This is a genomic window from Pseudomonas sp. MWU12-2319 (assembly GCF_023242525.1).
Taxonomy (GTDB): Bacteria; Pseudomonadota; Gammaproteobacteria; order Pseudomonadales; family Pseudomonadaceae; genus Aquipseudomonas; species Aquipseudomonas gingeri_D.
On the sequence record NZ_JALJES010000002.1, the window covers coordinates 208,665 to 227,414 of the forward strand.

The following is an 18,750-nucleotide window of genomic DNA, read 5'->3' on the forward strand; positions in this document are numbered from 1 at the left end:
GGCGGTTTTTTGTTGGGTGAAGGCCTTCAGCGTTGTGGCAACGCTGAGGGCTCCATCGCCTCAGGCATGCAGCGTTTCGGCGGCATACAAGGTGTTTTCCAGCAGGCAGGCGCGGGTCATCGGGCCGACGCCACCCGGAACCGGAGTGATCCAGCCGGCACGGGGCAGGGCGGTCTCGTAGACCACGTCACCCACCAGCTTGCCGTCTTCCTGGCGGTTGATGCCGACGTCGATGACGATGGCGCCTTCCTTGATCCACTCGCCCTTGACCAGGCCCGGCTTGCCGGCGGCCACCACCACCAGATCGGCGCGGCCGACATGGCCGGCCAGGTCCCGGGTGAAGCGGTGGGTGACGGTCACGGTGCAGCCGGCCAGCAGCAGCTCCATGGCCATCGGTCGACCGACGATATTGGAGGCGCCGACAATCACCGCATCCATCCCGTACAGATCGACCCCGGTGCTTTCCAGCAGGGTCATGATGCCTTTCGGGGTGCACGGGCGCAGCAACGGAATGCGCTGGGCCAGGCGACCGACATTATAAGGATGGAAGCCGTCGACGTCCTTGTCCGGGCGAATGCGTTCCAGCAGCTTGGAGGCATCCAGATGTTCGGGCAGCGGCAATTGCAGCAGCACGCCGTCGATCTGCGGATCGTCATTGAGGCGATCGATCAGGTCGGTGAGCGCCTGTTGGGTGGTGTCGCTAGGCAAGTCGTAGGCTTGTGAAATGAAGCCGACCTCTTCGCAGTCTTTACGCTTGTGCGAAACATAAACCTGAGAGGCAGGATCGCTGCCGACCAGAATCACCGCGAGGCCTGGCGTACGCAGGCCCTGCTGGCGACGCTCGGCGACACGTTGGGCGATCTGCTGGCGCAGACGGGCGGCGATCGCTTTGCCGTCGATTAGTTGTGCAGTCATGACGCGTGATTAACCATCGAGAGGGGTTGAAAAAGAGTGCGCATTCTCGCATGTCGTGGCGCGAGGGCAAAGGCGCTTGGTCCGGATATTCCCCTAAGCCCTTTATATATCTGAATTTTTTTCAGAAAAGAGTTGACGACCTTTCGGCTCGTCTATAACATTTGTCGCGCTTGTCGGGCATAGCCTAGCACTGGTTGAGAAGGTCGAGCAGAGTTGATGTCTGGCTCAGCAAGATTGAAGCACTTGGTTTGTAGTCGTCACCGAGTACAGATTAATAAGGCGCCCGTAGCTCAGCTGGATAGAGCATCCGCCTTCTAAGCGGATGGTCGCAGGTTCGAGTCCTGCCGGGTGCGCCATTAGGCAGCTTTGGCACAAGTAACGCAATATGGTGGGCGTAGCTCAGTTGGTAGAGCACAGGATTGTGACTCCTGTTGTCGTGGGTTCGATCCCCATCGTCCACCCCATATTTCGAAAAGCGCTAGATTAACAGTCTGGCGTTTTTGCTTTAAAGGCTTCATGCGCGGATGTGGTGGAATTGGTAGACACACTGGATTTAGGTTCCAGCGCCGCGAGGCGTAAGAGTTCGAGTCTCTTCATCCGCACCAAATAAAGTTTCATCAAAGCCGCTGGGTGTTGGTGAGGCTTAACAAGGAGGTCGATCTGATCGGTCTTTTTGAACAGGCAATATGGTGGGCGTAGCTCAGTTGGTAGAGCACAGGATTGTGACTCCTGTTGTCGTGGGTTCGATCCCCATCGTCCACCCCATATTCGAATAAAAACGCCAGATTAATTATCTGGCGTTTTTTTTCATCAGGTTTCGCCAAGGTCCGCTGACTTTTGCAAGGCCCAGTAAAGAAGCCGCCTTGAGCGGCTTTTTTATTGCCTCGAATTTCGCCATTCTTCGTTGTCTTGGGCACATTTCCAGCTTGCTCGTGAGGACGTCTCTGCACCTCGAGCGGAATTTGCTTGGCTGCGTACTTGCATTTCTCGGAGTCGAACAGGAACGAAGGTCTGTCATCAAATACGTAGAGTTTCTTTCCTGAGTGCTTGAAGGCATTAAAGGTGTTTTTCAGGCGGGTCGGCAAATTATCCAGTGAAGGTACTATTTTACTTTCCCGGGCCGCGGAAATAATCACCGTCTTGATGTTCTTGTCGGCGAGGACGATCGCGAAGGTGTCCTTGAATATTTCACTGTCGATAACGGGCAGGTCGAGGTGAATAAAAGAGGCAGCGTTCAAGTCCTTGAGCTGTTCCGACGGTCCGGGCGGCAAGTGCTCTGCATGACTGTCGCCCGTCAGCGGCATATCGATCGGGCCGGAAGCTTTTGATTGGAAGCAGCGGTAGCCATTGGCGCAGCGACGGCGATAATGGCAATGGCACAAAGGTCGTCGATGTCCTGGTGCGGGCTCTGTCGGTGTGCTGGCGCAATGCTCTCCCACGGCTCTTCTATATAGTAGAAAGGCGATTGAGTGACCGTCTGTCCGGGGCGCCTGGCTCAAGGGTGACCCATGGCCAATGATTACCTGCTGTTTTTAGCCCTTTTCAGTAGGGTGACTTCTTGAGTCTGACCCTCTAGAATGCTTGCCCTTGCTTCTGAGGTCGGAAACGGCCGGCTAATGTCTGTGCAACGAGGAATATCCATGCAAGTTTCTGTTGAAAATACATCGGCTCTTGAGCGCCGCATGAGCATCACCGTGCCAGCTGAGCGCATCGAGACCCAGGTCAACAAGCGTCTGCAGCAGACTGCCCAAAAGGCCAAGATTGCAGGCTTCCGCCCTGGCAAGGTGCCAATGAGCGTGATTCGCCAGCGTTACGAGGCGGATGCCCGCCAGGAAGCCGTGGGCGATGTGATCCAGTCCTCCTTCTACGAAGCCGTGGTTGAGCAGAAGCTGAACCCGGCTGGTCAGCCTTCTGTCGAGCCGAAAGTGCTGGAGAAGGGCAAAGACCTGGAATACGTTGCTACGTTCGAAGTGTTCCCTGAGTTCACCGTTGCCGGTTTCGACTCCATCGCTGTCGAGCGCCTGAGCGCCGACGTGGCGGACTCGGATCTGGACAACATGCTGGAAATCCTGCGCAAGCAGAACACCCGTTTCGAAGTGGCCGATCGCGCCGCCCAGAACGAAGACCAGCTGAATATCGATTTCGTCGGCAAGGTCGACGGTGAAGTCTTCGCCGGTGGTTCCGCCAAGGGCACCCAACTGGTGCTGGGCTCCAATCGCATGATCCCGGGCTTCGAAGATGGCCTGGTAGGCGCTAAAGCCGGTGAAGAACGCGTTCTGAGCCTGACTTTCCCTGCTGACTACCAGAACCTGGACCTGGCTGGCAAAGCTGCCGAGTTCACCGTGACCGTCAATACTGTGTCCGCACCGACCCTGCCTGAGCTGAACGAAGCCTTCTTCGCCCAGTTCGGCATCAAGGAAAGCGGCATTGACGGCTTCCGCACCGAAGTTCGCAAGAACATGGAGCGTGAGCTGCGCCAGGCGATCAAATCCAAGGTCAAGAACCAGGTCATGGACGGTCTGCTGGCCGCCAACCCGATCGAAGTGCCGAAGGCCCTGCTGTCCAACGAAGTGGATCGTCTGCGCGTGCAGGCCGTTCAGCAGTTCGGCGGCAACATCAAGCCTGACCAGCTGCCGGCCGAGCTGTTCGAAGAACAAGCCAAGCGCCGCGTCGTGCTGGGCCTGATCGTGGCTGAAGTGGTCAAGCAGTTCGAGCTCAAGCCTGATGAAACCCGCGTGCGTGAGCTGATCCAGGAAATGGCCTCGGCCTACCAGGAGCCAGAGCAGGTTGTGTCGTGGTACTACAAGAACGACCAGCAACTGAACGAAGTTCGTTCGGTTGTGCTGGAAGAACAAGTTGTGGATACTGTTCTGCAGAAGGCGAATGTGACCGATAAATCGGTCTCCTACGAAGAAGCAGTCAAGCCGGTGGAAGCTCCACAAGCCGACTGATTTTCTGACTCGTTGGAAATACACACCATAAGCCAGCCTCGCGCTGGCTTATGCGTATTCAAGACATGACTATTTGGGAGTGACTGCAGAGCATGTTCCGTAATTCTTATATTCAGCAGAACTCTGATATCCAGGCCGCAGGCGGCCTGGTCCCGATGGTTGTCGAGCAGTCCGCTCGTGGCGAGCGCGCCTATGACATCTACTCGCGCCTTCTCAAGGAGCGGGTGATTTTTCTGGTGGGCCCGGTAGAGGACTACATGGCCAACCTGATCTGTGCGCAGCTGCTGTTCCTTGAAGCGGAAAACCCGGACAAGGACATCCATCTCTATATCAACTCCCCGGGCGGTTCGGTGACAGCGGGCATGTCGATCTACGACACCATGCAGTTCATCAAGCCAAACGTGTCGACCACCTGTATCGGCCAGGCGTGCAGCATGGGCGCGTTCCTGCTGACGGCCGGTGCCGAAGGCAAGCGTTTCTGCCTGCCGAACTCGCGTGTGATGATTCACCAGCCACTGGGCGGTTTCCAGGGCCAGGCGTCGGATATCGAAATCCATGCCAAGGAAATCCTCTTCATTCGCGAGCGTCTCAACACGCTGATGGCCAAGCATAGCGGGCGCACGCTGGAAGAAATCGAGCGCGATACCAACCGTGACAACTTCATGAGCGCAGAAGCCGCGCGTGACTACGGGTTGATCGATGCAGTGATCGACAAGCGCCCCGCTTAACATTAAGCAGCGCAAAATAGGGCTGGTCGGCTGTTCCGATCACCAGCGGGCTTGAAAAAGCCCGCAATAGCCTTCATCTTGTGTTGCAAGCCTATCGGATTTGGATCGAACGAATGACTGACACCCGCAACGGCGAGGACAACGGCAAGCTGCTCTATTGCTCCTTCTGCGGCAAAAGCCAGCATGAAGTACGCAAGTTGATCGCCGGCCCCTCGGTCTTTATCTGCGACGAGTGCGTCGACCTGTGCAACGACATCATCCGTGAGGAGGTGCAGGAAGCACAGGCTGAAAGCAGCGCGCATAAATTGCCTTCGCCTAAAGAAATCAGCGGCATCCTTGATCAGTATGTGATTGGTCAGGAACGTGCGAAAAAGGTTCTGGCGGTAGCGGTCTACAACCACTACAAGCGTCTGAACCAGCGTGACAAGAAAAGTGACGACGTCGAGCTCGGCAAAAGCAACATCCTGCTGATCGGTCCGACCGGCTCGGGTAAGACCTTGCTGGCTGAAACCCTCGCTCGCCTGCTGAATGTGCCGTTCACCATCGCTGACGCAACCACCCTCACCGAGGCGGGTTATGTGGGCGAAGACGTGGAAAACATTATTCAGAAACTGTTGCAGAAGTGCGACTACGATGTGGAAAAGGCCCAGATGGGCATTGTCTACATCGACGAAATCGACAAGATTTCCCGCAAGTCCGATAACCCGTCGATCACCCGGGACGTTTCCGGTGAAGGCGTGCAACAGGCCTTGCTGAAGTTGATCGAAGGCACGGTGGCCTCCGTTCCGCCCCAGGGCGGTCGCAAGCACCCACAGCAGGAATTCCTGCAAGTGGACACCCGCAACATCCTGTTTATCTGTGGTGGTGCGTTCTCAGGTCTGGAAAAGGTTATTCAGAACCGTTCCACCCGTGGTGGCATCGGTTTCAGCGCCGAAGTGCGTAGCAAGGAAGAAGGCAAGAAGGTGGGCGAGTCCCTGCGTGAAGTCGAGCCTGACGATCTGGTCAAGTTCGGTCTGATCCCGGAATTCGTCGGTCGCCTGCCGGTCCTGGCCACGCTCGACGAGCTGGATGAGGCTGCGTTGATGCAGATTCTCACCGAGCCGAAGAACGCCTTGACCAAGCAGTATGCCAAGCTGTTTGAAATGGAAGGGGTTGACCTGGAATTCCGTGCCGATGCACTGAAATCCGTCGCCAAGCGTGCCCTGGAGCGTAAAACCGGTGCCCGTGGCCTTCGTTCGATCCTCGAAGGCGTCCTGCTCGACACCATGTATGAAATCCCCTCGCAGTCCGAGGTGAGCAAAGTGGTGATCGATGAAAGCGTGATCGAGGGTAAATCCAAGCCGCTGTACATCTACGAGAACAGTGAGCTGCAGGCAAAGGCCGCGCCTGACGCCTGAGTGCGGCAGACTGTGACCTGACAAGGGGCCTTCGGGCCCCTTTTCTTTTGGCGCTTGTTTTTTTCCGAACAAGCCCCCATCTTGGTTTCAAGCTTATCCATCTGTTTCCGGCCGTACGGCCGCCGTAGAGGCGAAATCATGAAGACAACCATCGAATTGCCTCTCCTGCCATTGCGTGATGTCGTGGTGTATCCGCACATGGTGATCCCGCTGTTCGTGGGGCGCGAGAAGTCTATCGAAGCCCTCGAGGCCGCGATGACGGGCGACAAGCAGATCCTGCTGTTGGCCCAACGTAATCCTGCCGATGATGACCCGGGCGAAGATGCGCTGTATCGCGTAGGTACAGTCGCCACCGTATTGCAGTTGCTGAAATTGCCTGATGGCACCGTCAAGGTGCTGGTCGAGGGCGAGCAGCGCGGCACCGTCGAGCGTTTCAGCGAGGTTGACGGCTACTGCCGCGCCGAAGTGGCGCTGATCGACGAGGTCGATGCCCCGGACCGTGAGTCCGAAGTCTTTGTCCGCAGCCTGCTGGCACAGTTCGAACAATATGTGCAGTTGGGCAAGAAAGTCCCGGCTGAAGTGCTGTCGTCGTTGAACAGCATCGACGAGCCGAGCCGCCTGGTCGATACCATGGCCGCGCACATGGCCTTGAAGATCGAACAGAAGCAGGAAATTCTCGAAATCGTCGACCTGTCGGCCCGTGTCGAGCACGTGCTGGCCCTGCTCGACGCCGAAATCGACCTGCTGCAGGTCGAGAAACGCATCCGTGGTCGCGTCAAGAAGCAGATGGAGCGCAGTCAGCGCGAGTACTACCTGAATGAGCAAATGAAAGCCATTCAGAAGGAACTGGGCGACAGCGACGAAGGCCATAATGAAGTCGAAGAGCTGAAAAAGCGCATCGATGCCGCCGGTCTGCCGAAAGATGCCATGACCAAGGCCCTGGCCGAGTTGAACAAGCTCAAGCAGATGTCGCCGATGTCCGCGGAAGCGACCGTGGTGCGCTCCTACCTCGACTGGTTGGTGCAGGTGCCGTGGAAGGCCCAGAGCAAGGTGCGCCTGGACCTGGCGCGGGCCGAAGATATTCTCGACGCGGACCATTATGGCCTGGACGAAGTCAAGGAACGTATCCTCGAATACCTCGCCGTGCAGAAGCGCGTGAAGAAAATTCGGGGGCCGGTACTGTGCCTCGTCGGACCTCCGGGCGTGGGTAAAACTTCCCTGGCTGAGTCGATTGCTCACGCGACCAATCGAAAATTCGTACGCATGGCCCTCGGTGGTGTGCGTGACGAAGCGGAAATTCGTGGTCATCGACGGACTTATATCGGTTCGATGCCAGGAAGATTGATACAAAAGATGACAAAGGTTGGCGTGCGCAACCCGCTGTTCCTGCTCGATGAAATCGACAAGATGGGCAGCGACATGCGTGGCGATCCGGCCTCGGCGCTGCTCGAGGTGCTGGACCCGGAACAGAACCACAATTTCAACGACCACTACCTGGAAGTTGACTACGACCTGTCCGATGTCATGTTCCTCTGCACCTCCAACTCGATGAACATCCCGCCGGCGCTGCTCGACCGGATGGAAGTGATCCGCCTGCCGGGTTACACCGAGGACGAGAAGATCAACATCGCCACCAAGTACCTGTCGCCCAAGCAGATCCAGGCCAATGGCCTGAAGAAGGGCGAGCTGGAATTCGAGGTCGAGGCGATTCGCGACATCATTCGCTACTACACCCGCGAAGCCGGTGTGCGTGGGCTGGAGCGGCAAATCGCCAAGGTCTGCCGCAAGGCGGTGAAAGAGCATTCCCTGGAAAAACGCTTCTCGGTCAAGGTCACCTCCGACCTGCTGGAGCATTTCCTCGGCGTGCGTAAATTCCGCTACGGCCTGGCCGAGCAACAGGATCAGATCGGTCAGGTCACGGGCCTGGCCTGGACCCAGGTCGGTGGCGAGTTGTTGACCATCGAAGCCGCCGTGGTACCGGGCAAGGGCCAGTTGATCAAGACCGGTTCCCTGGGCGATGTCATGGTCGAGTCGATCACCGCCGCGTTGACCGTGGTGCGCAGCCGCGCCAAGAGCCTGGGGATCCCCCTGGACTTCCATGAGAAGCGCGACACCCATATCCATATGCCGGAAGGGGCGACGCCGAAAGACGGCCCTAGCGCTGGTGTAGGAATGTGTACGGCCCTAGTGTCAGCCTTGACTGGCATTCCTGTGCGTGCCGACGTGGCCATGACCGGTGAAATTACCTTGCGCGGTCAGGTGCTGGCCATTGGTGGTTTGAAGGAAAAATTGCTGGCGGCACATCGTGGTGGGATCAAGACCGTCATCATTCCAGAAGAGAATGTGCGCGATCTGAAGGAAATTCCTGACAATATCAAGCAGGATCTTCAGATTAAACCGGTTAAATGGATTGACGAGGTCCTGCAAATTGCGCTGCAATACGCGCCGGAGCCCTTGCCAGATGTGGTTCCGGAGATCGTCGCGAAAGATGAGAAGCGCGACTCCGATTCTAAGGAAAGAATCAGCACGCATTAAGTACGGATCAAGCCTGGGTGGCTTCCTTGACAGCTTTTTAGAGCCCTTGTTATAAAGCGGCTCTTAAGTGTCTGTAGGCCATTCAGCACAGGTTTAGCTTTCACCCAAAAACTTAGAAATATACTCAATAGATATAAGGGGACTTAGAGTGAACAAGTCGGAACTGATTGATGCTATCGCTGCATCCGCTGATATCCCGAAAGCTGCTGCTGGCCGTGCGCTGGATGCAGTCATCGAATCCGTCACTGGCGCTCTGAAGGCTGGCGACTCCGTTGTACTGGTAGGTTTCGGCACCTTCTCCGTGACCGACCGTCCTGCTCGCATCGGTCGCAACCCTCAGACCGGTAAGACGCTGGAAATCGCTGCTGCCAAAAAGCCAGGTTTCAAAGCCGGCAAAGCACTGAAAGAAGCTGTCAACTGACATTCGTTCAAGCCTTTGCCTATCCGGGTCGGGTTATTGCCTGATCTGGCCGCGGAGCGGTGAAGCGGTCGGCCAGGGTCCTTTTTCAGGGCCGGCCTGACACGCCGAGGGACGCGTATCGAGCCCTCATCCGCTCTGCCAGTTACGAGAAGGCGCATCCTCGGATGCGCCTTTCTTCTATCCGGATTCTACCCACGCTCCACGGTTGCCCACATTGAAGTTCAACCGTTTCTGGGGGACGCATGCTGCAAAATATCAGGGACAATTCACAAGGCTGGATTGCCAAGACCATCATCGGAGTCATCGTCGCATTGATGGCGCTGACCGGTTTCGATGCCATTTTCAGGGCCACCTCCACTAGCCAGGACGCGGCCAAGGTCAACGGTGACGAGATCACCCAGACCGAGCTGAGCCAGGCGGTCGACATGCAACGTCGCCAACTCATGCAACAGCTGGGCAAGGATTTCGATGCCTCGTTGCTGGATGAGAAAATGCTCCGCGAATCCGCCCTCAAGGGGCTGATCGATCGCAAGCTGCTGCTGCAGGGCGCCGAGAAGTCGAAGTTCGCTTTCTCCGAGGGTGCTCTGGACCAGGTCATCCTGCAAACCCCTGAATTCCAGGTGGACGGCAAGTTCAGCTCCGATCGTTTCGACCAGGTGATTCGTCAACTGGGCTACGGTCGTATGCAATTCCGCCAGATGCTGGCTCAGGAAATGCTGATCGGCCAGATCCGTGCCGGTCTGGCGGGCAGTGGTTTCGTCACTGATGCCCAGGTACTGGCGTTTGCCCGTCTGGAAAAACAGACCCGCGATTTCGCTTCGCTGAACGTGCCGGTCGATCTGTCGGCGGTCAAGCTGACCGATGACGAGGTCAAGGCCTACTACGACAAGCACGCCAAGGAGTTCATGACGCCGGACCAGGTGGTCGTCGATTACCTGGAGCTGAAGAAGTCCTCGTTCTTCGATCAGGTCACCGTCAAGGATGAAGACCTGCAGGCGCTGTATCAGAAAGAAACCGCGAACCTCGCTGAACAGCGTCGTGCAGCGCACATTCTGATCGAAGTGAATGACAAGGTGAACGACGCACAGGCCAAGGCGAAGATCGAAGAGATCCAGCAGCGCCTGGCCAAGGGTGAGCATTTCGACGCCCTGGCCAAGGAGTTCTCCCAGGACCCGGGTTCGGCCAGCCATGGCGGTGACCTCGGTTTCGCCGGCCCGGGTGTCTATGACCCGGCCTTTGAAAAGGCGTTGTATGCCTTGACCAAGGACCAGGTGTCGGGACCGGTGCGCAGCGAGTTCGGTTATCACCTGATCAAGTTGCTGGGCGTCGAGGCACCGCAAGTACCGACCTTCGCCAGCCTGAAGGACAAGCTGACCCGCGAGCTGAAAAACCAGCAAGTGGAACAGCGTTTCGTCGAGGCGACCAAGCAGCTCGAAGACGCCTCGTTCGAAGCTTCCGACCTGGCCCAGCCGGCCCAGGACCTGAACCTGAAGGTGCACACCTCGGCGCCGTTCGGGCGTGAAGGTGGTGAAGGTGTAGCAGCCAACCGTGCTGTCGTGACGGCGGCGTTCAGTCCGGAAGTGCTGGATGAGGGTGCCAACAGCACCGCCCTCGAGCTGGATCCGGACACCGTGGTGGTATTGCGTGCCAAGGAACACCACAAGCCTGAGCAACTGCCTCTGGCCAGCGTGGATGCGCCGATTCGCAAGCAATTGACCAAGGAGCACGCCACGGCGGCGGCCAAGGTCAAGGCTGACGAACTGATCGCCAGCCTGCGTGAAGGCAAGGCACTGCCGGCCGGCCAGACCTGGAAAACTCAGGAAGCCGTCACCCGCGGTCAGGAAGGTGTTGATCCTGCAGTGTTGCAAGCGCTGTTCCGCATGCCCAAGCCCGAAGGCAAGGACAAGCCGACCTTCAGCACCGTGACCCTGGCTGATGGCAGCCTGGTGCTGGTGCGTCTGAACGGCGTGAACGAAGGCGCGGCACCAAGCGAAGAAGAGAAGGCGTCCTATCGTCGCTTCCTCGCCTCCCGTGCCGGCCAGCAGGACTTCGCGGCCTACCGCAAGCAGCTGGAAGGCCAGGCGGACATCAAGCGCTTCTGAGGCACTTGATTCAGCCAACGCTCGCTACATAAAAAAAGACCGCTCATTGAGCGGTCTTTTTTTATGTCCGGGAAACAGGAGTCGTCGCTCGGCGTACCTACACTGGACCCGTCCCGGGCACCAGGAACGCCGCTTCCAGCAACTGTTTTGTATAAGGATGTTGCGGCGCGGCAAAGATGTCCTTTGCGTCGCCTTGTTCAACGGCCTTGCCATGCTTGACCACCATCAGCTGGTGGCTCAGCGCCTTGACCACCGCCAGGTCGTGGCTGATGAACAGGTAGGTCAGGTTGTACTTGATCTGCAACGAGCGCAGCAGTTCGACGACCTGGCGCTGCACCGTGCGGTCGAGGGCCGAGGTCGGCTCGTCGAGCAGGATCAACGCCGGCTTGAGCACCAGCGCCCGGGCAATGGCGATGCGCTGGCGTTGTCCGCCGGAGAACTCGTGGGGGTAGCGGTTGCGGGTTTCCGGATCCAGGCCGACTTCTTTCAGCGCCGCGATGATCGCCGCTTCCTGTTCCTGCTCGTTACCGATCTTATGGATGCGCAGACCTTCGCCGACAATCTGGCTGACGCACATGCGCGGGCTGAGGCTGCCGAACGGGTCCTGGAACACCACCTGCATTTCCCGACGCAACGGTCGCACCTGTTTCTGCGACAGGCCGCTCAACGACTGGCCTTCGAAACGGATATCGCCCTGGCTGCCGATCAGTCGCAGGATCGCCAGGCCGAGGGTGGATTTGCCCGAGCCGCTTTCGCCGACAATGCCCAGGGTCTGGCCCCGGGGCAGGCTGAACTGGATGCCGTCCACGGCCTTCACATGGTCCACGGTGCTACGCAACAGGCCTTTCTTGATGGGGAACCAGACCTTGAGGTCGTCCACCTCCAGCAGCGGCTCACCGACCTCGGTCACGGCCGGTTCGCCACGGGGTTCGGCGCTGAGCAGTTCACAGGTGTAGGGATGTTGCGGGGCCTGGAACAGGGCTTCGCAGTCGGCCTGCTCGACGATCCGGCCGCGCTGCATGACGCACACCCGGTGGGCGATCCGGCGTACCAGGTTGAGGTCATGGCTGATCAGCAGCAGGGCCATGCCCAGGCGTGCCTGCAGTTCCTTGAGCAATTCGAGGATTTTCAACTGCACCGTCACATCGAGGGCGGTGGTCGGTTCGTCGGCGATCAGCAGCTCCGGCTCATTGGCCAGGGCCATGGCGATCATTACACGCTGGCGCTGGCCGCCTGAGAGCTCGTGTGGGAGGGCTCTGAGGCGTTTGTGTGGCTCGGGGATGCCCACCAGTTCCAGCAGCTCCAGGGTGCGTCGAGTGGCCACCTTGCCGGTCAGGCCCTTGTGGATGCCGAGCACTTCGTTGATCTGCTTCTCGATGGAGTGCAGCGGGTTCAGCGAGGTCATCGGCTCCTGGAAGATCATCGCGATGCGGTTGCCACGGATGTGGCGGATGGTCTTCTCTTTCAGGGTCAGCAGGTCCTGCCCGGAATACTGGATCGTACCGCTGGGGTGGTGGGCCAGGGGGTAGGGCAGCAGGCGCAGGATCGAGTGCGCGGTGACCGACTTGCCCGAGCCGCTTTCGCCCACCAGGGCCAGGGTCTCGCCGCGACGGATATCGAAGCTGAGGTTTTCCACCACCCGCTGGCGCTGCTCGCCGACCACGAACTCCACCGAGAGGTCGCGCACTTCGATCAGATTGTCCTGATTCATCTTACTTCCTCGGGTCGAAGGCATCGCGAGCGGACTCGCCGATAAACACCAGCAGGCTGAGCATCAAGGCCAGCACGGCGAACGCGCTCATGCCCAGCCAGGGCGCCTGCAGATTGGATTTGCCCTGGGCCACCAGTTCGCCCAGGGACGGCGAACCGGCCGGCAGGCCGAAGCCGAGGAAGTCCAGGGCGGTCAAGGTGCCGATGGCGCCGGTGAGGATGAAGGGCATGAAGGTCATGGTCGAGACCATGGCGTTGGGCAGGATATGGCGGAACATGATCGCGCCGTTCTGCATGCCCAGGGCCCGGGCCGCGCGGACATATTCCAGGTTGCGCCCACGGAGGAACTCGGCGCGCACCACGTCCACCAGGCTCATCCAGGAAAACAGCAGCATGATCCCCAGCAGCCACCAGAAGTTCGGCTGGACGAAGCTGGCGAGGATGATCAGCAGGTAGAGCACTGGCAGCCCGGACCAGATTTCCAGGAAACGCTGCCCGGCCAGGTCGACCCAGCCGCCATAGAAGCCCTGCAAGGCGCCGGCGATCACGCCGATGATGGAACTGAGCACGGTCAGGGTCAGGGCGAACAGCACCGAGATGCGGAAGCCGTAGATCACCCGGGCGAGCACGTCGCGGCCCTGGTCATCGGTGCCCAGCAGGTTGTCCGCCGATGGCGGGGCGGGGGCCGGGACACGCAGGTCGTAGTTGATGCTCTGATAGCTGAACGGAATCGGCGCCCACAACGTCCAGGCGTCCTTGGCCTTGAGCAGTTCGCGGATGTACGGGCTCTTGTAGTTGGCTTCCAGCGGGAACTCACCGCCGAAGGTGGTTTCCGGATACCGCTTGAGGGCCGGGAAATACCAGCCGCCGTCGTAGTGCACCAGCAGTGGCTTGTCGTTGGCGATCAGTTCGGCGCCGAGGCTCAGGACGAACAGCACCAGGAACAGCCATAGCGACCACCAGCCGCGCTTGTTGGCCTTGAAACGTTCGAAGCGTCGGCGATTGAGGGGGGATAACTGCATCTCAATGCTCCCGATGTTCGAAGTCGATCCGCGGATCGACCAGGGTGTAGGTAATGTCGCCGATCAGTTTCACCACCAGCCCCAGCAGGGTGAAGATGAACAGGGTGCCGAAGACGATCGGATAGTCGCGGTTGATCGCCGCCTCGAAGCTCATCAGGCCCAGGCCGTCGAGGGAGAAGATCACTTCCACCAGCAGGGAGCCGGTGAAGAAGATGCCGATGAAGGCCGAGGGGAAACCGGCAATGACCAGCAGCATGGCGTTGCGAAACACATGACCGTAGAGCACGCGGCGCTGGGTCAGGCCCTTGGCCTTGGCGGTGACCACGTACTGCTTGTTGATTTCATCGAGGAAGCTGTTCTTGGTCAGCAGGGTCATGGTGGCGAAGTTGCCGATGACCAGGGCGGTAACCGGCAGCGCCAGGTGCCAGAAGTAGTCGAGGATCTTGCCGCCGAAGCCCAACTGATCGAAGTTGTTCGAGGTCAGTCCGCGCAAGGGGAACCAGTTCAGGTAGCTGCCTCCGGCGAACACCACGATCAGCAGGATCGCGAACAGGAACGCCGGAATCGCATAACCGACGATGATCGCCGAACTGGTCCAGACATCGAAATGACTGCCATGGCGAGTGGCTTTGGCAATGCCCAGCGGAATGGAGACCAGGTACATGATCAGGGTGCTCCAGAGCCCGAGGGAAATCGATACCGGCATCTTTTCCTTGATCAGGTCGACGACCTTGGCATCGCGGAAGAAGCTGTTGCCGAAGTCCAGGGTCGCGTAGTTCTTGATCATGATCCACAAGCGTTCCGGCGCCGACTTGTCGAAGCCGTACATGTGCTCGATTTCCTTGATCAGGGCCGGGTCCAGGCCCTGGGCACCGCGATAGCTGGAACCGGCCACCGAGACTTCCGCACCGCCGCCGGCGATCCGGCTGGTGGCGCCTTCGAAGCCTTCGAGCTTGGCGATCATCTGTTCCACGGGGCCGCCGGGGGCGGCCTGGATGATCACGAAATTGATCAGCAGGATGCCGAACAGGGTCGGGATGATCAGTAGCAGTCGGCGAAAAATATAGGCCAGCATCTTATTGCTCCGCGCTCGTGCTGTCGGTTTGTAGTGGTACCGCCGGCTTGGCATCCGGCTTGATCCACCAGGTGTCGAGGCCGATATCGTAGGCTGGCGAGACCTTCGGATGGCCGATATGGTCCCAGTAGGCCACGCGCCAGGTCTTGATATGCCAGTTGGGGATCACGTAGAAGCCCCATTGCAGCACGCGGTCCAGGGCGCGGGCATGCTCCACCAGGCTCTGCCGGGAGTCGGAATCGATCAGCGTTTCCACCAGCTCATCCACCGCCGGGTCCTTGAGGCCCATGAGGTTGCGGCTGCCGGGTTTGTCGGCGCTGGAAGATTTCCAGAACTCGCGTTGCTCGTTGCCCGGTGAGTTGGACTGCGGGAAGCTGCCGACGACCATGTCGAAGTCCCGCGAGCGCAGGCGGTTGATGTACTGGGAAACATCGACCCGGCGAATCACCAGATCGATGCCGATGTCGGCGAGGTTGCGCTTGAACGGCAGCAGCACCCGCTCGAAATCGGTCTGGGCGAGGAGGAACTCGATGCTCACCGGCTTGCCCTGGGCGTCGACCATCTTGTCGTCGACGATGCGCCAGCCGGCCTCCAGCAACAGCTGGTAGGCACGGCGTTGTTGCGGACGGATCATGCCGCTGGCGTCGCACACCGAGGGTTCGAAGGCCTGGGTGAAGACCTGTTCGGGAATCTTGCCCCGCAGTGGTTCGAGGATGGCCAGCTGGGCGGCGTCCGGCAGGCCGGTGGCGGCCATTTCCGAGTTTTCGAAATAGCTGCGGGTACGGTGGTAGGCGCCGTTGAACAGCTGCTTGTTGGTCCACTCGAAGTCGAACAGCAGGCTCAGGGCCTCGCGCACGCGGATATCCTGGAACATCGGTTTGCGCAGGTTGTAGATGAAGCCCTGCATGCCCGTCGGATTGCGATTGGGGATCTGCTCCTTGATCAACCGACCCTGGGCGACCGCCGGGGTGTTGTAGGCGTTGGCCCAGTTCTTCGCGCTGTTCTCCAACCAGTAGTCGAATTGCCCGGCCTTGAGGGCTTCCAGGGCCACGGTGCCGTCACGGTAGTAGTCCATGACCATGGCATCGAAGTTGTAGAAACCGCGGTTGATCGGCAGATCCCTGGCCCAGTAGTCCTTGACTCGCTCATAGCGTACCGAGCGTCCGGCCCTGACCTCGGCCAGCTTGTACGGCCCGCTGCCGAGGGGGAACTCCAGGTTGCCCTTGTTGAAGTCACGGTCGGCCCACCAGTGCTTGGGCAGCACCGGCAACTGGCCGAGGATCATCGGCAGTTCACGGTTGGTGGTGCGCTTGAACTTGAACAGCACCCGCAACGGGTCTTCGGCGATGACGTCGTCGACGTCGGCGTAGTAGGTCCGGTACAGCGGGGCACCATCCTTGATCAGGGTCTGGAAGCTGAACACCACGTCTTCGGCGCGCATCGGGTGGCCGTCGTGGAAGCGTGCCTCAGGGCGCAGGTAAAAGCGCACCCAGCTGTTGTCCGGGGCTCTTTCGATTTTTTCCGCCACCAGCCCGTATTCGGTGAAGGGCTCGTCCAGGCCATGGCGCATCAGGGTGTCGTAGATCAGGTCGAGACCATCGGCCGGCACGCCCTTGCTGATAAAGGGGTTGAGGCTGTCGAAACCGCCCATGGACGACTGGCGGAAGGTACCGCCCTTGGGGGCGTCGGGATTGACGAAGTCGACATGCTGGAAATCGGCCGGGTATTTCGGGGGTTCGTTGTAGAGCGTCAGGGCATGTTGTGGAGCAGCGACGGCAAGGCCGGCCAGGGCGCTGAACAGCAGGCCGCTGAAGGGCAGGAACAGGACGCGCGAAAACATCATTGGGCTTTCTCCGAAGCTTTCATCCACCAGGCGCTCAGGCCCAGGGTGTACGGCGGCGTGGTGACGAAGGCGAACCGGTTGCGGTAGGCCAGGCGATGATAGTCAAGGTACCAGTTGGGAATCATGATGTGTTGCCAGAGCAGGACCCGGTCCAGGGCGCGACCGGCGGCCAGTTGCTCGTCGCGGGTGTGGGCCGCCAGCAGGGCTTCGAGCAGATGGTCGATCACGGGGCTTGCGACCCCCGCGTAGTTCTTGCTGCCCTTGACGCCGGCCTGGCTGGAATGGAAGTACTGCCACTGCTCGAGTCCCGGGCTGAGGTTCTGGTCCAGGGTCATCAGGATCATGTCGAAATCGAACTGGTCGAGACGTTGTTTGTACTGGGCACGATCCACTGTTCGCAAGCGGGCGTCTACACCTATGCTCGCGAGGTTTTCGACGTAGGGCTGGAGGATCCGTTCCAGGTTCGGATTGACCAGCAGTATTTCAACGCGCAGGGGTTGGCCGTTCTTGTTCAGCAGGCGCTGGCCGTCGAGTTTCCAGCCGGCGTCGCCGAGCAGGGCGAGGGCGCGGCGCAGGGTTTCGCGGGGGATGCCGCGACCGTCGGTCTGCGGCAGGCTGAAGGGTTCGCTGAACAGCCGGGCCGGCAGTTGTTCGCGGTAAGGCGCGAGCAGCAGCCATTCCTGCCCGGCCGGCACGCCCGTGGCGGAAAATTCGCTGTTGGGATAAAAGCTCATGGCCCGCCGGTAGGCCCCGCCGAACAGCGTGCGGTTGGTCCATTCGAAGTCGAACATAAGGCCCAGGGCTTCGCGCACCGGGTCCTGGGCAAAGCTGGCACGGCGGCTGTTCATGAACAGACCCTGGGTCTGGGTCGGGATCCGGTGGGGGATCCGGGTCTGGATCACTTCGCCCCGCTCGACGGCTGGAAAGCGGTAGCCGCTGGCCCAGTTCTTGGCCTGGTGTTCGATATAGATATCGAACTCACCGGCCTTGAAGGCTTCGAAGGCGACGTCGCTGTCGCGATAGAACTCCACTTCGACGCGATCGAAATTGTATTTGCCGCGATTGACCGGAAGGTTTTCGCCCCACCAGTTCCTGACCCGTTCAAAGACCAACTGGCGACCCGGTTGCACCTTGCTGATGCGATAGGGGCCACTGCCCAGTGGCGGCTCGAAGGTGGTGGCGGTGAAGTCGCGGCCTTGCCAGTAGTGCTGCGCCAGCACCGGCAGTTCACCCAGGCGCAGGATCAGCAGCGGATTGCCCGAGCGTTTGAAGACGAAGCGGATCCGCTGGGGCGTAAGCACGTCGACCCGGGCCACTTCCTGCAGGCTGGTGCGGTACTGCGGATGACCTTCCTTGAGCAGCAGGCGGTAGGAAAAGGCCACGTCGTAGGCGGTAATTGGCGTGCCATCGTGGAAACGCGCCTCGGGCCGCAGGTTGAACACCACCCAGCTGCGATCCTCGCTGTACTCCACCGACTGGGCGATCAGGCCGTAGCTGGCGTTCGGTTCATCCCCCGAGGGTGCGTACTGGCCGGTGCCGGCCATCAGGGTGGCGTTGAGCTCGTTGACGCCGTATTGCAGGAAATTGGGCGTGCTGACCGGGCTGGTGCCCTTGAAGGTATAGGGGTTGAGGGTGTCGAAGGTGCCGAACGCCATCACCCGCAAGGTGCCGCCTTTGGGGGCATCGGGGTTGACCCAGTCGAAGTGGGTGAACCTGGCGGGGTACTTGAGCGTGCCGAACTGCGCATAACCATGGCTTTCGCTGATCGTCGCGCTTGCGGGAGAGCTCAAGGCCAGGCTGATGAACAGCAGGAGGAGGGGACGCGTCAAGGCAGAGATCCGATCCAGGCGGCTTGGGCTATAGGGCCAGTACCTTAACAGCTTGTATCGGGTGGAAAAAGGCGTGCCGGAAGAGGCGCAATCCCCTTGTGAATGTCAGGTTGGAAATCTGGGCTTGCAGGCGACGCCGAACCTGTAGGAGCAGGGCTTGCCCGCGAAGCTTTTGGCGGTATCGAGGCCGCCTTCGCGGGCAAGCCCTGCTCCTACAGGGGC

12 protein-coding genes and 4 tRNA genes are annotated in these 18,750 nt (G+C 59.7%); 10 read left to right on the forward strand and 6 right to left on the reverse strand.

Translation table 11 applies throughout. The annotated features are described in order from the left end of the window. Nucleotides 1-60: 60 nt before the first annotated feature. A complete protein-coding gene (folD, locus tag M5C01_RS03635) occupies nt 61-915 on the reverse strand; it encodes a bifunctional methylenetetrahydrofolate dehydrogenase/methenyltetrahydrofolate cyclohydrolase FolD (RefSeq protein WP_103499462.1) in 855 nt (284 codons plus the stop codon). Nucleotides 916-1,194: 279 nt separating this feature from the next. Here folD and M5C01_RS03640 point away from each other — a divergent pair. From M5C01_RS03640 to M5C01_RS03685, 10 genes are all read left to right on the forward strand, one after another. Beyond that, nucleotides 1,195-1,271: transfer RNA gene (locus tag M5C01_RS03640), tRNA-Arg, on the forward strand. Nucleotides 1,272-1,303: 32 nt separating this feature from the next. Further along, nucleotides 1,304-1,379, forward strand: a tRNA-His gene (locus tag M5C01_RS03645). A 56-nt stretch (nt 1,380-1,435) separates the two neighbouring features. After that, nucleotides 1,436-1,520: transfer RNA gene (locus M5C01_RS03650), tRNA-Leu, on the forward strand. Between the two features lie 84 nt (nt 1,521-1,604). After that, a tRNA-His gene (locus tag M5C01_RS03655) sits at nt 1,605-1,680 on the forward strand. An 875-nt stretch (nt 1,681-2,555) separates the two neighbouring features. Further along, nucleotides 2,556-3,866, forward strand: a complete 1,311-nt coding sequence (gene tig, locus M5C01_RS03660) for a trigger factor (protein ID WP_103497806.1) — start codon at nt 2,556-2,558, stop codon at nt 3,864-3,866. 92 nt (nt 3,867-3,958) lie between these two features. After that, a complete protein-coding gene (gene clpP, locus M5C01_RS03665) occupies nt 3,959-4,594 on the forward strand; it encodes an ATP-dependent Clp endopeptidase proteolytic subunit ClpP (RefSeq protein WP_017736926.1) in 636 nt (211 codons plus the stop codon). Nucleotides 4,595-4,707: 113 nt separating this feature from the next. Then, the gene (gene clpX / locus M5C01_RS03670; RefSeq protein ID WP_103497808.1) at nt 4,708-5,991 is read left to right on the forward strand and encodes an ATP-dependent Clp protease ATP-binding subunit ClpX; all 1,284 of its coding nucleotides are present in this window, start codon (nt 4,708-4,710) and stop codon (nt 5,989-5,991) included. Between the two features lie 138 nt (nt 5,992-6,129). After that, a complete protein-coding gene (lon, locus tag M5C01_RS03675; RefSeq protein WP_103497809.1) occupies nt 6,130-8,526 on the forward strand; it encodes an endopeptidase La in 2,397 nt (798 codons plus the stop codon). Nucleotides 8,527-8,674: 148 nt separating this feature from the next. Next, complete coding sequence (locus M5C01_RS03680; protein WP_002552737.1) at nt 8,675-8,947, forward strand: HU family DNA-binding protein; 273 nt, start codon at nt 8,675-8,677, stop codon at nt 8,945-8,947. A gap of 242 nt (nt 8,948-9,189) precedes the next feature. Next, nucleotides 9,190-11,049, forward strand: a complete 1,860-nt coding sequence (locus tag M5C01_RS03685) for a SurA N-terminal domain-containing protein (protein ID WP_103497810.1) — start codon at nt 9,190-9,192, stop codon at nt 11,047-11,049. Between the two features lie 97 nt (nt 11,050-11,146). On the opposite strand, the gene M5C01_RS03690 is transcribed toward M5C01_RS03685, so the two are convergent. The 5 genes from M5C01_RS03690 to M5C01_RS03710 are packed head-to-tail and all read right to left on the reverse strand — an operon-like array spanning nt 11,147 to nt 18,528. After that, nucleotides 11,147-12,760 (reverse strand): ABC transporter ATP-binding protein, encoded by a 1,614-nt coding sequence (locus tag M5C01_RS03690; RefSeq protein ID WP_152737336.1) that lies wholly within the window; start codon nt 12,758-12,760, stop codon nt 11,147-11,149. A 1-nt stretch (nt 12,761) separates the two neighbouring features. Next, entirely contained in the window at nt 12,762-13,781 is a 1,020-nt protein-coding gene (locus M5C01_RS03695) for an ABC transporter permease (protein ID WP_103497813.1), read from the reverse strand. Between the two features lies 1 nt (nt 13,782). Further along, nucleotides 13,783-14,856, reverse strand: a complete 1,074-nt coding sequence (locus M5C01_RS03700) for a microcin C ABC transporter permease YejB (protein ID WP_103497814.1) — start codon at nt 14,854-14,856, stop codon at nt 13,783-13,785. Between the two features lies 1 nt (nt 14,857). Next, nucleotides 14,858-16,699 (reverse strand): extracellular solute-binding protein, encoded by a 1,842-nt coding sequence (locus tag M5C01_RS03705; RefSeq protein WP_152737337.1) that lies wholly within the window; start codon nt 16,697-16,699, stop codon nt 14,858-14,860. Further along, nucleotides 16,696-18,528: an extracellular solute-binding protein gene (locus M5C01_RS03710; RefSeq protein ID WP_103497817.1), complete on the reverse strand. Its 1,833-nt coding sequence runs from the start codon at nt 18,526-18,528 to the stop codon at nt 16,696-16,698. The genes M5C01_RS03705 and M5C01_RS03710 overlap by 4 nt, the downstream gene beginning before the upstream one ends. Nucleotides 18,529-18,750 lie beyond the last annotated feature (222 nt).

Coding starts and splice junctions, on each gene's coding strand:
- clpX (WP_103497808.1), top strand. CDS start 4,708: ATGACTGACACCCGCAACGGCGAGGACAACGGCAAGCTGCTCTATTGC.
- folD (WP_103499462.1), bottom strand. CDS start 915: ATGACTGCACAACTAATCGACGGCAAAGCGATCGCCGCCCGTCTGCGC.
- M5C01_RS03695 (WP_103497813.1), bottom strand. CDS start 13,781: ATGCAGTTATCCCCCCTCAATCGCCGACGCTTCGAACGTTTCAAGGCC.
- M5C01_RS03690 (WP_152737336.1), bottom strand. CDS start 12,760: ATGAATCAGGACAATCTGATCGAAGTGCGCGACCTCTCGGTGGAGTTC.
- M5C01_RS03685 (WP_103497810.1), top strand. CDS start 9,190: ATGCTGCAAAATATCAGGGACAATTCACAAGGCTGGATTGCCAAGACC.
- lon (WP_103497809.1), top strand. CDS start 6,130: ATGAAGACAACCATCGAATTGCCTCTCCTGCCATTGCGTGATGTCGTG.
- clpP (WP_017736926.1), top strand. CDS start 3,959: ATGTTCCGTAATTCTTATATTCAGCAGAACTCTGATATCCAGGCCGCA.
- tig (WP_103497806.1), top strand. CDS start 2,556: ATGCAAGTTTCTGTTGAAAATACATCGGCTCTTGAGCGCCGCATGAGC.
- M5C01_RS03705 (WP_152737337.1), bottom strand. CDS start 16,699: ATGATGTTTTCGCGCGTCCTGTTCCTGCCCTTCAGCGGCCTGCTGTTC.
- M5C01_RS03700 (WP_103497814.1), bottom strand. CDS start 14,856: ATGCTGGCCTATATTTTTCGCCGACTGCTACTGATCATCCCGACCCTG.